Here is a 14,690-nt window from a genome sequence, read left to right as displayed (position 1 = left end):
ATGAAACCCATCCTCCGCATCATCGACCGCGCCCGCGCCGCCCCCCGCCGCATCGTGCTGTGCGAGGCCGAAGACCCGCGCATCCTGCAGGCCGCGCAGCGTGCCACGCAGGAAGGCATCGCCCGCATCGTGCTAGTCGGCAACCCGCGCCAGATCAACGCCGCCGCGGCCATCCACGGCATCGCGCTGGACGGCATCACGCTGGTCGATCCGGCCACCTCCGCGCTGACGCCCTCGTTCGCGCAACAGCTCTACGCCTTGCGCCAGAAGAAAGGCATGACGCTGGACGAAGCCAGGCGCGCGGTGCTGGACCCGCTGTGCTTCGCCAACCTGATGGTGCGCCTCGGCCATGCGGACGGGTCGGTCGCGGGGGCGGAACACACCACCGCCGACGTGGTGCGCAACGCGATCCAGCTGATCGGGCTGGCGCCCGGTTTCCGGCTGGTGTCGAGCTTTTTCCTGATGATGCTGTGCGAGCCCTTCCACACGCTCAAGGGCGGGCTGATCTTCTCTGACTGCGGGCTGGTGGTGAATCCCGATGCGGAAGAGCTGTCGGAGATCGCCATGGCCGCGGCCGACAGCGCGCGCGCGCTGCTGAACGACGAGCCGCGCGTGGCGATGCTGTCGTTCTCCACCAGCGGCAGCGCGCACCATGCCGCCGTGGACAAGGTGGTGGCCGCGACCGAGCGCGTGCGCGCGCAGCGCCCCGGCCTGGCCATCGATGGCGACGTGCAGCTCGATGCCGCCATCGTCGCCGAGATCGCCGCGCGCAAGGTCGCGCACTCGCAGGTCAACGGCCGCGCCAACGTGCTGGTGTTCCCCAACCTGGAGTCCGGCAATATCGGCTACAAGCTGGCCGAGCGCGTCGGCGGCGCCAAGGCGATCGGGCCGATGCTGCAGGGGCTGAACAAGCCGGCCAACGACCTGTCGCGCGGGTGCAGCGCGGACGATGTGTTCCATGTCATCGCCGTCACCGTGGTCCAGGCGCAGGCCACCGCGGCACAGGCCGGCAAAGGCGAACAGGCGGCGGCATGAAGGCGGAATTGTTGTTGCCGCTGCTGGGGCTGCAAGCCCTGCTTGGCGCGGGTACCTACTTCCAGACGGTGACCGGCTTCGGCCTGGGCATGATCGTGATGGGCGCCACCAGCGGGCTGGGGCTCGCGCCGGTGGCCACCGTCGCGGCCGTGGTCAGCCTGGTGACACTGGCCAACAGCGCCTGCGCGCTGCCCGGCAAGCTGGAGCATATCGACTGGCGCGCCGTGGGCGCTGCCGCCATCGGCATCCTGCCGTCGGTGCTGGTGGGCGTGCTGGTACTGGAGTACCTGAGTTCCAGCGCCGCCACGCTGCTGCAACTGCTGCTGGGCGCGGTGATCCTGTACGGCGGCCTGAGCGCCGCGTTCAAGCCCGAACCGCTGCGGCAACGCTCAGGCGATGGCAGCTTCTTCGTCAGCGGCGTGTTCGGCGGGCTGCTGAGCGGCATGTTCGGCGTGTCCGGGCCGCCGCTGATCTTCCAGTTCTACCGGCAGCCGATGAAGCCGGTGGAGATCCGCTGCGCGCTGATCCTGGTATTTACCGTCACGTCCAGCGTGCGCACGTTGTTCTCGGCTTGGCAGGGCCAGCTCGATGGCGCGATCTGGCTGCAGGCGGCGCTGGGCGTGCCGGTGGTGGTAATCGCCACGCTGCTGGGGCGGCGCTTTCCGCCGCCGTTCTCGCCGACCACGACGCGGCGGGTTGCGTTTGGGGTGCTGATCGGGATCGGCGTCAGCCTGATGCTGCCTGCGATCTCGGCGTGGGTTCGATGAGGGCGCGGGCAGCGCCCTCCCGGCGCGTTCAGGCGACCGTGCCTGCGGGCTGCGCCAGCGGCGCGGCGTCTTCTTTCTCGCCGCTGCCGCCGGCCTGCCCGAGATCCATACCGGTCGTTTCCGGCAGCAACACGGCGGCAACCACTACCATCGCATAGCCAACCCCGGCGACAATCGCGATCGCGATCGGCAGCGAGGTGTGCCCCGAACTCAGCCACCCGACCGATAGCGGGAACAGCGAGCCGATCACACGGCCGGCGTTGTACGAGACGCCATATCCCGTCGCGCGGATATCGTTGGGATAGGACTCGGAGATGGTCGCGCCGATGCCGGCGAACACGCCCTGCATCAGCACCCCCAGCGGGAAGCCCAGGAACAGCATCGACGTGTTCGACACCGGGATCACCATGTAGACCAGCGCGGCCACGAACGCCCCCGCCGCAAACACGATGTAGGTCAGCCGCCGGCCCCAGCGGTCGGTGGCGTAGGCCCCCGCCACGTAGCCGACCAATGAGCCGATGATGGTGACCGTCAGGTAGGAGCTGGTGCCGAACACCGACAGGCCGCGCTCGGTCTTGAGGAAGGTCGGCAGCCACGTGGCAATGGCGTAGTACGCCCCCAGCATGCCGCCCGAAAGCAGGCTGCACAGCAGCGTCTTCGACAGCAGCGGCCCGCGGAACAGGCGGCCGAGCCCGGCCAGCGCGGAGCCTTGCCTGCCCGCCGCGCGGCTCTTCAGGAAGATCTCCGGCTCTTCCAGGTTGCGGCGCAGGTAGATCACCACCAGCGCCGGCAGGATGCCGAGGAAGAAGCAGACGCGCCATGCCGTCTCCGCCGGCAGCACGCTGAAGGTGATCGCATACACGATCGCCGCCGCGCCCCAGCCGAAGGAATAGCTGCTCGCGGTAAAGCCCGAGTATTTGCCGCGGTGCGCGGGGTTGCGGATCATCTCCGTCACCAGCACCATGCACAGCGATGACTCGCCGCCGAAGCCCAGCCCCTGGATCATGCGGAACAGCATCAGTTGCTCCGGCGACTGCGCCAGCCCGCACAGGAAGCACGCGCCCGCGAACACGATGATGGTCCAGCGCAGCACGCGCACCCGCCCGTAGCGGTCGGCCAGGATGCCGGCGCCGATCGCGCCGACCAGCGACGACACCAGTGTCCACGTGACGATCGCGCCCGCCGTGGACTTGCTCATGCCCCACTGCCCCAGCAGCGTGGAGATGAGGAAGGAATAGATCATGAAGTCGAACACGTCGACGGCATGCCCCAGGAACGCGCCATAGAATCCCTTGCGCTCCATGCGCGACAAATCACGGAACCAATCGAACATGATTCCCTCCCCTGTGGTGGTGTGATGTGGTGTGGTTGGTGGTGGTGGTCCGCCGGTCAGGCGGCTGGCCGCGGCGGCCGGCAGGCATGGCCCGCTTCCTCCAGCAGGCTGGCAAAACGCAAGGCGGTGAGATCCTGGTAGCGGCCGGCGACGATCTGCACGCCGACCGGCAGGCCGCTGGCGCCTGGCCCGATTGGTGCGATCGGTGTGATCGGCGCAACGGCCGAAGGCAGGCCGCACAGCCCGGAATGGCCGGCCCAGAACAGTTGCGTGGTCATCGGCTGCGGGCGGCCGTTGACGCTGATGGTCCGCTGCCAGGGCTCTCCGGCCTCGTCGATGGGAAATGCCGTGGTGGCCGCGGCCGGGCATAGCAGCACGTCGTAGCCGGTAAAGAAGCGGCGCCAGGCGGCGGCAAAGCGCTCGCGCGCGACCTGCAGGCGCAACCAGTCGCGGTGGCCCAGCGTCGCGCCGGTGTACTGCAGGGTTGCATAGCCATGGTCGCCCGCCGCGGCGGTGGCGCTGCGCGCCAGCGCATCGGCAAACGCGGCGTCGTCCATGTGCACAGAGGTGGTGGCGCGCAACAGCGTCACGTAGACATGCCAGAGCTCGCCGGCGTCGAAGTCCGGCCGCACATGCCAGTCGACGCGGGCGCCCTTGCCGGACAGCCAGTGACCCAGCTGTTCGATCTGCGTTGCAACCTCGGTGTCGGCTTCCGCCTGGGCATGGGTGGGCAGGACGGCAACGCGGAAATCCGCGAGCGTGCAGTGCGGGCATTCCGGCAACTGCAAGCGGTATGGCAATGCCTCGTCACCGGCCGGTCCGGCGATCGCGCGCAGCACCAGTTCCAGGTCGCGAGCGCTGCGGGCCAGCGGGCCGGCGACATTGATGTCCTGCTCGCCGAAACGCGCCGCGCCGGTGCCGTGGCCTGCCAGTGGCACCAGCCCGTGACTAGGCTTGAGCGAGAAGATGCCGCAGTAGTGCGCCGGGTTGCGCAGCGAGGAACCGATGTCGGAACCCACATCGAAGAACGACAAACCCGCGCACACCGCCGCCGCGCTACCGCCGGACGAGCCGCCCGGCGTGCGCGACGGATCGTGCGGATTGCGAGTCGTGCCATAGATGGCGTTGTAGCTCTGCCAGTCGCGCAGCCCGAGCGGGACGTTGGTCTTGCCGAGCAGGACCGCGCCGGCATCGCGCAGCCGTTGCACCACCACGGCATCCCGCTGGGCGACGTGCCCGCGCAAGGCGGGATTGCCGCAGGTGGTCGGCCAGCCGGCGACGTCGAACGATTCCTTGACCGAGAACGGCACGCCGTCCAGGACGCCGCGCGCCTGCCCGGCGCGGCGGCGCCGGTCGCTGTCGCGTGCCGCGGCGCGCGCGGCGCTGAAATCCGGCAGCACCAGCGCATTGATGACGCCGTGCCATCGCTGCCAGGCCGCCTCGCAGGCGTCGACAAGTTCCTCCGATGTAACCGTGCCGCCGGCGAGCCGTTGTGCCACCTCCCATAGCGGCGGAAAGCCGCCGGTCGTCCAGTCGGGCAGGTTCACATCGGCTCCTTGTCGTGATCCGCGCGGCTCGGCACGGGTGGGGGCATTATCAGGGGCTCAGGGACTGCTTTGCGTTGGTATACTATATTCCGTCTTGCGCGCAGTGCAAGGCGAATGTGCGCGCGGGCACCACGGATGGCAAGCGCCAGGGGGATGGACTATCGGGGGAAGTGCGGCACGCAGAACGCGTGCCAGAAGGGAAGCGACGGCCACGAGCGGCGCGATGCGCCGCCCGCTCACTCAGGCTGGATCAGCAATGGCCGCGCCGGGGCGCGCGGCCGCCCAGCGCCTGCAGGAAGCGGCCGATATCGCGCAGGCGCAGCGGCACCAGCGGCGAGGCATGGCGCACGGCGTCGCGCGCGGCAAGGTGGTGCAGCAGTTGCTGACCTACGGGTTGCGACAGATAGCGTTGCTCGGGCGACTGCATGGTAAATCCCAATTGACCTTGAATGACTACAGTATACACATTCTTGGTGCAGTGCGTCATGCGCGGGCATGCAACGCCCTGTTGCGGGGCATGCAACGGAAATAGCAATCGCCACGCGGATTGGGAAAATACCGGCCGGCAGCGGATGACAGCCAGGGGCCGCAGCCTTCGCTCAGGCCGCCTGCGCCGTGCCCTGCCCGCCCACCGGCAGGTCGGCCGCCTTGGCGGCGCTGTAGACATGGCGCGCGGCCAGCAGCGCGGCAAGGTCGGCGTCGCCGGCGATCACGGCCTGCAGGATCTGGGCGTGCTCGTCCCAGTTCTGGCGCGCGCGCACCACGTTGGCGGGGCCGAACAGCACGGCGGTGCGCTCGCGCAGCGAGCGCATCATTTCCTGCAGCACGCTGTTCGCGGCGATGGTGCCGAGCACCTCATGAAAGCGGGTATTGAGCGCCAGCAGTTCATCCGCGCGGCCCTGCGCGGCGGCCTCCATGCCCTGGCGCAGCACCGTTTCCAGTTCCGCCACCAGCGCCGGGTCGCGCCGCTGCGCGGCGAGCTTGGCGTTGAGGCCTTCCAGCGTGGCGCGCACCTCCACCATCTCGCGCGCGATCACCGGCGACAGGCTCGCCACCGTGGCGCCGCGGCGCGGCTCGATCAGCACCAGGCCCTCGCTGGCCAGCGCGCGCAGCGCCTCGCGCACGGGAATGCGCGATACGCCCAGTTCCGCCGACAGCTTGTTTTCCACCAGCCGCTCGCCCGGCGCGTACTTGCCGTTCAGGATGCCTTCGCGCACCTTGTCGGTGACAAGGGCAAACAGCGGCGAGTGGCTGGCACCGAGGCTCAGCGGCTCGGCGGGCGCGGCGGGAGACGGAGTGAGGGACATGGGTCGGCAGAGGCGTAGGCGGAAAGGCTGGCGTCATTGTATACCAGCCATCCTTGCATACCGTCATGTCTTAACAAAGGTGCTGGAAGGTAAAGCTGTCCGCATAGAGGTGGTCAGGACTGGCTCCGTGCGCCAGGAAAGCGGCACGGGCGTCACGGATCATGTCGGGCGAGCCGCACAGATAGATGGCGTGCTCGCTCAGGTCGCCCAGGTCGGCCAGCGCCGCGTCGTGCACATAGCCGCGCCTGCCCTGCCAGTCCGTCCCGGCGCGCGACAGCACCGGGACGTACTGGAAGTCATAGAGCCGTTCGCCCCACGCGGGGATGGCGTCGTGCAGGTACAGGTCGTGCGGCTGGCGCATGCCCCAGTACAGCGACACCGGCGGGCAGTCGGGATCGCCCATCAGCGATTCCAGGATCGCCTTGATCGGCGCCAGCCCGGTGCCGGTGGCCACCATCAGCAGCGGCCGGTAGTCGCGGGACCGGTAGAAGAAGTTGCCGAGCGGCAGTTCGACGTCGATTGCATCGCCAGCCCGCATGCGCGGCAGGATGCCGTCGGTAAAGGCGCCGCCCGGAATGCGCCGCACGTGCAGGTCGACCCGCCCGTCCCGCGGCACCGACGCCATCGAAAAGCTGCGCGCGAGCCCGTCGGTACTCACCAGCTTCAGGTATTGGCCGGGGCGATAGTCCAGCGTGCCCGCGTCCGGCACCTCCAGTTCGACGTGCATGACGTCCGCCGACAGCGGGCGCACCGCCTGCACCACCGCGCGGTGCCGCGCGGGCTCGGCGCAGGCCTCGCCCTCACGTGCGGTGCCGATGACGAGGTCGGCCAGCGGCTGTGCCTGGCAAGCGAGCGCGTAACCGGCGGCAGCCTCGTCCGGCGCGAGGCCGAACGGCTCCTCGTCGTAGCGCACCTGCCCGTCGAACAGGCGGATGCGGCAGGTGCCGCAGCCGCCCAGCTGGCAGTCGTGCGGCAAGGCGATGCTGGCGCGCTGCGCGGCCTGCAGCAGCGTCTCGCCGCGCTCGACGAAAAAGACCTGCTGCGTATCGGCGATCTGGATGCGGTACGACATGGAACCTCCGCTAAGACGAACTTGTACTTACTTCTTGATGTCGGCCTGCACCAGCACCTTCAGGTCCTGCGGCGCCAGCAGTTCGGCCAGTGCCTGCAGCGCCGCCAGCCCTGCCTGCGTGTCCTGCTCGCCGTTGCCGCCCGACAGGCCGATGCCGCCGATCACCTCGTCGTTGACCACGATCGGGAAGCCGCCGACGAACGCCGCGAACTTGCCTTCGAAGCTCCACTGGATGCCGAAGGCCTCGTTGCCAGGCAGCGCCGGCCCGTTCGGCGGCGTGGTGAACAGGTGGGTGGAGCGCTTGTGGCCCGCGGCGGTGAACGCCTTGTTCCACGCGATCTGCGGCCCGGTGATGCGGGCGCCGTCCATGCGTTCGAGCGCGAGCGGGTAGCCGCCCTCGTCGACCACGCAGATCGACTCCAGCACGCCGATTTCCTCCGAACGACGGATCGCGGCGGCAACCATGTGGCGCGCTTCGCGCAGTTCCAGCTTGATGGCTTTCTTCATCGGTAAGACTCCTTGCGACGGCCGGGCTCAGGCGCCCCGGTAGACCGTCTTGACCTGCGTATAGAATTCCAGCCCGGTGCGGCCCGACTCGCGGAAGGTCGAGGTGCTAGACCTCTTGACCCCGCCGAACGGCGCGTTGACCAGGTTGCCCGTGGTGGTGCGGTTGATCTTGACCGTGCCCGCCTCGATGTCGGTGGCGAAGTGGTGGATGTAGCGCGGGTTGCTGGTGACGATGGCCGCGGCCAGGCCGTACTCGGTATCGTTGGCCTTGGCGATGGCGTCGGCGTAGCCGGTAAATCCGATGATGGCGATCACAGGCCCGAAGATCTCCTCGCGCGCGATCCGCATCTGCTGCGTCACGTCGGTGAACACCGTCGGCGCGACGTAATAGCCCTTGTCGAGATCGCCGCCGGTCAGCCGCGTGCCGCCGCACAGCAGCGTCGCCTCGGACTTGCCGATGTCGATATAGCGCAGCACGGTCTCCAGCTGCCTGGCCGAGGCCAGCGGCCCGAGATCCATGCCCGGCGTCATGCCGCTGCCGACCTTGAGCGTTGCGACTTTCGCCAGCAGGCGCTCGGTGTATGCCGCCTTCACGGATTCGGCCACCAGCACGCGGCTGGTGCCGGTGCAGGCTTGCCCCGACAGCGAGAAGCCGCCCTTGATGGTCAGGTCGACGGCGCGATCCAGGTCGGCGTCTTCCATCACGATCAGCGGGTTCTTGCCGCCGAGTTCCATCTGCGTGCGCGTGGTCAGCGGCGCCGCGCGGTGGATCTGCTCGCCGGCGCGCGACGACCCGGTGAACGAGATCGCGCGCACCGCAGGCGCTTCGGTGATGGCGGCGCCGATCTCGGCGGCGCTGCCGGTGATGAAGTTCAGCACGCCCTTGGGCAGCCCGGCCTTGACCAGCGCCTCGGCCAGCCGGTAGCCCGACAGCGGCGCCTCGGACGACGGCTTGAACACCACCGTGTTGCCGGTCACCAGCGCCGGCGCGATCTTGCGCGCGGGAATCGATACCGGGAAATTCCACGGCGCGATCACCGTTACCACGCCCAGCGGCTCGCGCTGGCTGTAGACGAGCTGGTCAGGGTCGTCGTTGGGGAACACCTCGCCGTTGAAGGTCTGCGCTTCCACGGCATAGAAGCGCAGCGTCTGGGCCGAGCGCAGCACCTCGTCGCGCGCCAGCGCCAGCGCCTTGCCTTCCTCGCGGGTCAGCTCGGCGGCGATGCTGTCGGCGTTGGCTTCAAGGTGCTCCGCCGCGCGGTTGAGGATGGCGGCGCGCTTGCCGACCGGGGTCTTTCTCCAGCCGGCAAAGGCTGCCGCCGCGGCCGCCACGGCCGCCTGCGCGTCGACCGCGGACGACGCCTGGAAGCGGCCCACGAGGTCGGCGGTGTCGGCCGGGTTGACGTTGTCGAAGGTGCGGCCCGACTGGCAGGCCGTCCATTCGCCGTCGATATGGTTCAGGAATACGGTCATCGTCGATCCCGTTTCGTGGCGGCGCTCAGGCTGCCATGTCGAGTTCGGGCAGCGGCAGTTCTTTCTCGACGTAGTCGTGATAGAGCGCGGTGGTGTACAGCAGCCGCATCTGCGCGCCGATCTCGCAGATCTTCAGGCAGCGCTGCTGCAGCTCCGGCGTGTTGGCGTGCTCCAGCACGATCTGGTAGCCGCGCTCGCCGTGGATCTCGTCCGAGACGATATGCAGGTCGAAGAACTCGACCTCTTCGTCGGTGAACTGGTACTTGTCGCGCAGCGTCGGGGTCTGCTTGCGGTAGATCGACGGCACCTGCGATTCCAGCCCCACCACCAGGCCGGCCACCGCCACGATCGGGTCTTCGCGCATGGCCACCGCATAGCACCAGCTCTGCAGGCCGCGCGTGGTGGGCGACATGTTGTCCGGGTCGGTCACGCGCTCGCGCGTGGTGCCGCAGGCTTCGGCAAAGCGGATCAGCAGGTCGGTGTGGCGGTCGCCGCCGATCTCTTCCTCGTACATGTTCGCGAGCAGGAAATCCTTGGCTTCGGTATAGCGGTCCGGCGTGCGGGCGTAGATGTAGCCCAGGTAGTCCGCGAACGGGCCGACGTAGTGGTAGTGGTTCTCGGCCCAGCGCGCGAGATGGGCGCGGGTCAGCTTGCCGCTGGCCCAGGCCACGCTGAACGGCGCCTTGTTGGCGCTCTTGCCTTTGATGGCTTCTTCGAGGGCGGCACGGAAATCTTCGCGGTTCATCAGTTCGGCCATGACGGGGGCTCCTGGTTGGCGATGCGGGGCGATTCGGTGGGTTGGATGCCGGGGCCGGCTCGCATGGCGGATCGGCTTCGGCATGTTTGTATACTATATACAGTCAATCGGAGACGACAAGGGCTCTGTTGACTAATCACGTCGGTGTTTACCCGGCGCTGGAGCGATCGACGGCGCTCAGGCGGCGCGGCGCTCTGCCCCGCCCGCGATGCGCGACCAGGCGAAACCAGCCAGCGCCACGTCTTCCAGCCCCACGCCGACCGACTTGTAGATCACGATGTCGTCGTCGCGCTGCCTTGGCGACGCCTTGCCGAGCACGACGTCCGCCAGTTCCACGATCTTGTCCGCCGGCAGCGCTTGCGGATCGGCCAGCACGATATCGCCGGCCTCGCGGGTCGATTGCGGCCGCCACTCCACCACGACCGCGGCGGCGCGGCGCAGCGCGGCGTCGTCCAGTTCGCGCGTATGCGGCAGGCTGGAGCCGATGGCGGCCACGAAGGCGCCCGGCCGGATCGACGTGCCGGCGAACAGCGGCGTGGTCGCGCGCGAGGCCGTGACAATGATGTCGGCCTCGGCCACCGCCGCATCGGGCTCGGCCAGCGCCACCGGGATGCCGCACAGCGCCGACAGGCGCTCGGGCATGCCGGCGTCCGCATGCGGATCGGACACCAGGATGCGTTCCAGCCCCAGCGTGGCGCCGAGCTGGCGCGCGTGCTGGGCGCCCTGCGTGCCGGCGCCGAACAAGGCCAGCGTGCGCGCGCCGGGACGGGCCAGCCGCTGCGCCGCCAGCGTGGTGCACGCCGCGGTGCGCAGGCGCGTGATGGCGCCGGCGTCGAACGAAGCCAGCGGCCGGCCGTCTTCGGTCGAGAAGATCAGGATGACAAAGGAAAACTGGCCGTTGATGGTGGTGTAGACCTTGGCCCCGGCCACGCCCTGCTGCGGAATCACCGCCCCCAGCGTGGACAGCTTGACGCCGCCGGCCTCGGTGCGGATGCGCTCCTGCATCGCGGCGTCGCCGCGCCCGAAGCTGGAAAACGCCGCCTCCATGACCTGCCGGGCATCTTCCGGGGTGACGTGGGCATCGATCATCGCGTCTGTGATGTGCTGCATGGAAACTCCGCTGGTTAGGTTGAGCTGGAAAAATTCGGAAGCGCCGCGGGCCCGGCGGCATCAGGCAAATGCCGCGCGGCCGAGCACGCCCAGCGCGCCGGCCGCGCACAGGCCCAGCAGCAGGCGGCGCACCGCAGTGGGAGACACCCGCCCGCGCAGCCGGTTGGACAGCGCGAAACCGGCCAGCAGGAACGGCGCCAGCACCAGCGCCAGCACCAGTTGCGGCAGGCCGAAGCGCCCGGCCAGCGCCAGCATGGCGAGCGACAGCACCGCCCCGCCGGACAGGATGCAGCCCATGGTCGCGCGCAACGGCGCGGGCGCCATGTGCTGCATGACGAGCGCGAACGGCGGCGCGCCGGCCGAGGTGATCGTCCCCATGAAGCCAGACAAGGTGCCCGCCACGACCACGTTGCGGGTGCTAGGCAGCAGGCGCCAGCCGAGCAGGCTCAGCGCCACGGCGGCGAGGATCGACAGCGAGAACAGCAGCGCCAGCGGACCCGGGGCCAGCCACGCGATGGTCAGCACCGCCGCGGCGCCGCCCAGCGCACGGCCGGCCAGTGCAAGGCCGGCGATGTTCCAGACGATGGCCTCGCGCTCGCGCAGGGCGCCCATCAGCGACAGGCAGCAGCCCATCGCCAGCAGCGGCCCCGGCACGAGGTCAGGGAAGAAGATCGCGCCCAGCGGCGCCGACAGCATGGCAAAGCCGATCCCGCCCACACCCTGCAGGCAGGCCCCCGCCAGGATGAGCAGTCCCATCGACAGGTAGGCCGGGACGGACAGGCCGGCGGGCAGCATCGCGAGCAACGGATCGGGCATGGCGGAAACGGTAGTGGCGGGAATAGCCGGACGGCCAGGCTGAGTGGGCGGATTGCCCGGGAACGGGCATGCGTCCTGCTCATCTGGCTCGATTGTCCCGCCGAAATCGATACATAACGGTATACAGTCTACATATTGAGGATGTGCCGGGCAACCGGCCCGCCGATGGGATGCACCAATGGGAGGACCGTGAAAGCGGGCGAATTCCCAATAAATGTGCGCCTTAGAGCGATCCGCACCATTCTCGCGTAAGCGTAAGTCCGGATGCGAAATCGCTTGGCGCGAAGACATTATGGAATATAGTATACCGAAACGGGTGCAGCGCAGCCCAGTCCATCCGCCCCACAAACCCTCCGCCCCCAGGGAGTCTTCATGTCACAACAAGTCGTGATCGGTGCCGCGCACTGGATCTATCTGTCAGGGGTAGCAGTCATCGTGCTGACGATGATCCTGCGCGCCAATGTTGTTGTCCCGTCGATCGTCGGCACCGCCCTGGTCGTCTTTGCGCTGACCGGCAGCCCGGTGTCGGCACTGGGCGGGGTGTTTTCCGCGAGCCTGGTTGCCGCCAAGGAGCTGTTCAATATCTTCCTGGTGATTGCATTCATGACGGCGCTGCTCAATGCGCTCAAGACGCTGCGCTCCGACATCCGCATGGTCGAGCCCTTCCGCGTGGTGATGAAGAACGGGCATTCGGCGTTCTTTATCCTGGCGGGCATCACCTACGTCATCTCGCTGTTCTTCTGGCCGACGCCGGCCGTGCCGCTGGTCTCGGCCATCCTGCTGCCCGCCGCGATCGCGGCGGGGCTGCCGCCGCTGGCGGGCGCGATGGCGATCGCCATTGCCGGTCAGGGCATGGCGTTGTCGTCGGACTATGTGATCGGCGTCGCGCCGGGCATCAGCGCCAAGGCCGCCGGTGCGGCGGTCAGCGCCGCGGTGGTGGCCGACCGCGCGCTGGCCCTGTCGATCATCACCGGCTGCATCGCGCTGTGCCTGGCGTACCTGTCGATGCGCAAGCACATCGTGCCGGCTTGCGGCACCCTGCTCGACCGCTGGCAGGCGCAGGCGGGCGGCACCGCCGAAGCGATCGACGGCGGCATCACCTTCGACAAGGCCGAGATCGCCAGGGGCACCGCCCACACCGAACCGCTTGCCACCGACAGCAATATCGAGGCAAGCCTGTCGATGGTGGCAAGGCGCCGGGTGAAGTGGTCGAAATGCTTTGCCATCGTGACGCCGGTTGCCTTCCTTGCGGTGGTCGCCGTGATGGTGCTGCCCAAGCTTGGCACCGGCGTGCAGGATCTGAAGGGCGGCGACGCGGCCGCGCTGGTCGGCGGCGTCGCGGCGGTACTGATGATGCTGGCGACGCTGGCGGCCGAAGGCCCGCGCCGCATGCTCGACGTCTGCCCGGAGCACATCACCGACGGCTTCGTCTTCGCCTTCAAGGCGATGGGCTCGGTGCTGCCGATCGCCGGCTTCTTCTTCGTCGGCGCCGGCGAGACCGCCGCGCAGATCCTCGGCCTGCCGCCGGGCAAGGCGCCGAGCCTGCTGTTCGAGCTGATCCAGGCCTACCAGCACATGATCCCGGACAACCACGTTCTGGTCGCCTTCGGCGTGCTGCTGGTCGGCATGATCACCGGCATCGACGGCTCAGGTTTCGCGGGCCTGCCGCTGACCGGCACGCTGGCCGGCGCGCTGGGGCCGGTGGTCGGCTTCGACCCGGCCACGCTGGCGGCCGTAGGCCAGATGGGCGCGGTCTGGACCGGCGGCGGCACGCTGGTGGCGTGGTCGTCGCTGATCGCGGTGGCAGGCTTCGCCCGGGTGCCGGTGCTGGAAGCGGTGCGCGCGCTGCTGATCCCGGTGCTGATCGGGCTGGGCTGCTCCACCGTGGCGGCGATGGTGTTGTGGTCGTAGGCGCCCGCAAGCATCGCTACCGCTGTTTTCCCTGACTTTTCCCAGACCTGACGATGCCCAAAGTCACCTTCCACAAGCTCGGCGAGACCTTTGTCGACGAGGTCAAGCCCCAGACCAACCTGGTTGTCCGCGCCGGCATCCGGCAGTTCCCCTACCCCAACCTGCGCTACGAGTGCGGCATGGGCAAATGCTCCAAGTGCGCCTGCCGCGTGCTCGCCGGGGCCGAGCACCTGCCGCCGCCCAACTGGAAGGAAAAGAAGCAGCTCGGCGAACGGCTCGAGCAGGGTTACCGGCTGGCGTGCCAGCTCTGGATCGAGCATGACATCGAGCTGGCCCAGGACGACCTGCCGGCCCCCGCCGCCCTCGCCACGGCATGCGCGGGAGCCTGACATGTTCGTGCTGCTCACCAGCCGCCCCGGCCAGTTCCGCACCGAGCCCACCGACGGCATGACCGCCGTCGAGGCATACGACTACGTGTTCTATGGCAAGCGCACTGCACGCTTCGTCATCGCCGAGCTGGCGGCCGATACAGCCGATAGCAAGGTACGAGTGCAGGAGGAAACCCCACCCGGCATCGTCAACCTGATATCGACCAAGTTCCTCGACAAGTACGCCACGCTGGAGGCCGCCCGCGCCGCGCTGCGCGAGCTGGCCAGCTTCGGCAGCATGGACATCGCCCTCGTGCCCACGCCGGTCGCCGTGGGCGGCCAGTCCTGAAGCCTCCCACACGCACGCTACGCATTCATCGCCATGATCCAGATCACCTTCCTCACCAACCACGGCAAGACGGTCAGCGCGCCGGTGAACAGCAACCTGCTGCGTGTGTCGCTGCGCGAGCGGGGCGGCATCCCGTTCAAGTGCGGCGGCGGCCTGTGCGGCACCTGCAAGTGCCGCATCGACAAAGGCCGCGAGCATACCGACGCGGTCAAGCCGAAGGAAAAGAAACTGCTGACGGAAGAAGAGCTCGCAGGGGGCTTCCGGCTGGCTTGCCAGACGTTCATCGAGGGCGATATCGCGGTGTCGTGGCAACCCAGGGAGGCAGTCCGCGCCTGAGT

The 14,690-nt window shown here is 68.6% G+C and carries 16 protein-coding genes; 6 read left to right on the top strand and 10 right to left on the bottom strand.

Annotated features, from left to right (window positions below; translation table 11 throughout):
• Entirely contained in the window at positions 1–1,035 is a 1,035-nt protein-coding gene (gene pta / locus E1J61_RS12225; protein ID WP_133094324.1) for a phosphate acetyltransferase, read from the top strand.
• Positions 1,032–1,802, top strand: coding sequence for a sulfite exporter TauE/SafE family protein (locus tag E1J61_RS12220; protein WP_133094323.1), 771 nt, complete (start codon positions 1,032–1,034; stop codon positions 1,800–1,802). Before pta ends, E1J61_RS12220 begins: the two co-directional genes overlap by 4 nt.
• 28 nt (positions 1,803–1,830) lie before the next feature.
• On the opposite strand, the gene E1J61_RS12215 is transcribed toward E1J61_RS12220, so the two are convergent.
• The 10 genes from E1J61_RS12215 to E1J61_RS12175 form a co-directional block, all read right to left on the bottom strand.
• On the bottom strand, positions 1,831–3,135 hold the full coding sequence (locus E1J61_RS12215) for an MFS transporter (protein ID WP_133094322.1): 1,305 nt from the start codon (positions 3,133–3,135) through the stop codon (positions 1,831–1,833).
• A 56-nt stretch (positions 3,136–3,191) separates the two neighbouring features.
• Positions 3,192–4,682: an amidase gene (locus E1J61_RS12210; RefSeq protein WP_133094321.1), complete on the bottom strand. Its 1,491-nt coding sequence runs from the start codon at positions 4,680–4,682 to the stop codon at positions 3,192–3,194.
• Between the two features lie 250 nt (positions 4,683–4,932).
• Positions 4,933–5,109 (bottom strand): hypothetical protein, encoded by a 177-nt coding sequence (locus E1J61_RS37375; RefSeq protein ID WP_165971459.1) that lies wholly within the window; start codon positions 5,107–5,109, stop codon positions 4,933–4,935.
• A 172-nt stretch (positions 5,110–5,281) separates the two neighbouring features.
• On the bottom strand, positions 5,282–5,989 hold the full coding sequence (locus E1J61_RS12205) for a GntR family transcriptional regulator (protein WP_133094320.1): 708 nt from the start codon (positions 5,987–5,989) through the stop codon (positions 5,282–5,284).
• A 70-nt stretch (positions 5,990–6,059) separates the two neighbouring features.
• Positions 6,060–7,061, bottom strand: coding sequence for a 2Fe-2S iron-sulfur cluster-binding protein (locus E1J61_RS12200; RefSeq protein ID WP_133094319.1), 1,002 nt, complete (start codon positions 7,059–7,061; stop codon positions 6,060–6,062).
• A gap of 27 nt (positions 7,062–7,088) precedes the next feature.
• Positions 7,089–7,568, bottom strand: coding sequence for a heme-binding protein (locus tag E1J61_RS12195; RefSeq protein ID WP_013953475.1), 480 nt, complete (start codon positions 7,566–7,568; stop codon positions 7,089–7,091).
• 27 nt (positions 7,569–7,595) lie between these two features.
• Entirely contained in the window at positions 7,596–9,041 is a 1,446-nt protein-coding gene (locus E1J61_RS12190) for an aldehyde dehydrogenase family protein (RefSeq protein ID WP_133094318.1), read from the bottom strand.
• 25 nt (positions 9,042–9,066) lie between these two features.
• Positions 9,067–9,798 carry a TenA family transcriptional regulator gene (locus E1J61_RS12185; protein ID WP_133094317.1) on the bottom strand — a complete coding sequence of 244 codons (732 nt, stop codon included), beginning with the start codon at positions 9,796–9,798 and terminating at the stop codon, positions 9,067–9,069.
• A 177-nt stretch (positions 9,799–9,975) separates the two neighbouring features.
• A complete protein-coding gene (locus E1J61_RS12180; protein WP_133094316.1) occupies positions 9,976–10,908 on the bottom strand; it encodes an ornithine cyclodeaminase family protein in 933 nt (310 codons plus the stop codon).
• A 60-nt stretch (positions 10,909–10,968) separates the two neighbouring features.
• Positions 10,969–11,724, bottom strand: coding sequence for a sulfite exporter TauE/SafE family protein (locus E1J61_RS12175; RefSeq protein ID WP_371703797.1), 756 nt, complete (start codon positions 11,722–11,724; stop codon positions 10,969–10,971).
• A 372-nt stretch (positions 11,725–12,096) separates the two neighbouring features.
• On the opposite strand from E1J61_RS12175, the gene E1J61_RS12170 reads away from it, so the two are divergent.
• Genes E1J61_RS12170 through E1J61_RS12155 form a run of 4 tightly spaced genes read left to right on the top strand, consistent with a single transcriptional unit; the run spans position 12,097 to position 14,688 of the window.
• Positions 12,097–13,635 carry a hypothetical protein gene (locus tag E1J61_RS12170; RefSeq protein ID WP_133094315.1) on the top strand — a complete coding sequence of 513 codons (1,539 nt, stop codon included), beginning with the start codon at positions 12,097–12,099 and terminating at the stop codon, positions 13,633–13,635.
• A 53-nt stretch (positions 13,636–13,688) separates the two neighbouring features.
• On the top strand, positions 13,689–14,024 hold the full coding sequence (locus E1J61_RS12165; RefSeq protein ID WP_133094314.1) for a 2Fe-2S iron-sulfur cluster-binding protein: 336 nt from the start codon (positions 13,689–13,691) through the stop codon (positions 14,022–14,024).
• A gap of 1 nt (position 14,025) precedes the next feature.
• Positions 14,026–14,352 (top strand): ferredoxin, encoded by a 327-nt coding sequence (locus E1J61_RS12160; protein ID WP_133094313.1) that lies wholly within the window; start codon positions 14,026–14,028, stop codon positions 14,350–14,352.
• A 33-nt stretch (positions 14,353–14,385) separates the two neighbouring features.
• Positions 14,386–14,688 carry a 2Fe-2S iron-sulfur cluster-binding protein gene (locus E1J61_RS12155; protein ID WP_133094312.1) on the top strand — a complete coding sequence of 101 codons (303 nt, stop codon included), beginning with the start codon at positions 14,386–14,388 and terminating at the stop codon, positions 14,686–14,688.
• Positions 14,689–14,690: the final 2 nt, after the last annotated feature.

It is taken from the genome of Cupriavidus sp. L7L (assembly GCF_004353535.1).
GTDB lineage: Bacteria > Pseudomonadota > Gammaproteobacteria > Burkholderiales > Burkholderiaceae > Cupriavidus > Cupriavidus oxalaticus_A.
This window is presented reverse-complemented; position numbering and strand designations above follow the sequence as displayed.

Excerpts from the sequence above, each read along its gene's own strand:
- E1J61_RS12190 (WP_133094318.1), bottom strand. The coding sequence starts at position 9,041 with ATGACCGTATTCCTGAACCATATCGACGGCGAATGGACGGCCTGCCAG.
- E1J61_RS12215 (WP_133094322.1), bottom strand. The coding sequence starts at position 3,135 with ATGTTCGATTGGTTCCGTGATTTGTCGCGCATGGAGCGCAAGGGATTC.
- E1J61_RS12180 (WP_133094316.1), bottom strand. The coding sequence starts at position 10,908 with ATGCAGCACATCACAGACGCGATGATCGATGCCCACGTCACCCCGGAA.
- E1J61_RS12205 (WP_133094320.1), bottom strand. The coding sequence starts at position 5,989 with ATGTCCCTCACTCCGTCTCCCGCCGCGCCCGCCGAGCCGCTGAGCCTC.
- E1J61_RS37375 (WP_165971459.1), bottom strand. The coding sequence starts at position 5,109 with ATGCAGTCGCCCGAGCAACGCTATCTGTCGCAACCCGTAGGTCAGCAA.
- E1J61_RS12185 (WP_133094317.1), bottom strand. The coding sequence starts at position 9,798 with ATGGCCGAACTGATGAACCGCGAAGATTTCCGTGCCGCCCTCGAAGAA.
- pta (WP_133094324.1), top strand. The coding sequence starts at position 1 with ATGAAACCCATCCTCCGCATCATCGACCGCGCCCGCGCCGCCCCCCGC.
- E1J61_RS12165 (WP_133094314.1), top strand. The coding sequence starts at position 13,689 with ATGCCCAAAGTCACCTTCCACAAGCTCGGCGAGACCTTTGTCGACGAG.
- E1J61_RS12175 (WP_371703797.1), bottom strand. The coding sequence starts at position 11,724 with ATGCCCGATCCGTTGCTCGCGATGCTGCCCGCCGGCCTGTCCGTCCCG.
- E1J61_RS12160 (WP_133094313.1), top strand. The coding sequence starts at position 14,026 with ATGTTCGTGCTGCTCACCAGCCGCCCCGGCCAGTTCCGCACCGAGCCC.
- E1J61_RS12220 (WP_133094323.1), top strand. The coding sequence starts at position 1,032 with ATGAAGGCGGAATTGTTGTTGCCGCTGCTGGGGCTGCAAGCCCTGCTT.
- E1J61_RS12200 (WP_133094319.1), bottom strand. The coding sequence starts at position 7,061 with ATGTCGTACCGCATCCAGATCGCCGATACGCAGCAGGTCTTTTTCGTC.
- E1J61_RS12195 (WP_013953475.1), bottom strand. The coding sequence starts at position 7,568 with ATGAAGAAAGCCATCAAGCTGGAACTGCGCGAAGCGCGCCACATGGTT.
- E1J61_RS12155 (WP_133094312.1), top strand. The coding sequence starts at position 14,386 with ATGATCCAGATCACCTTCCTCACCAACCACGGCAAGACGGTCAGCGCG.
- E1J61_RS12170 (WP_133094315.1), top strand. The coding sequence starts at position 12,097 with ATGTCACAACAAGTCGTGATCGGTGCCGCGCACTGGATCTATCTGTCA.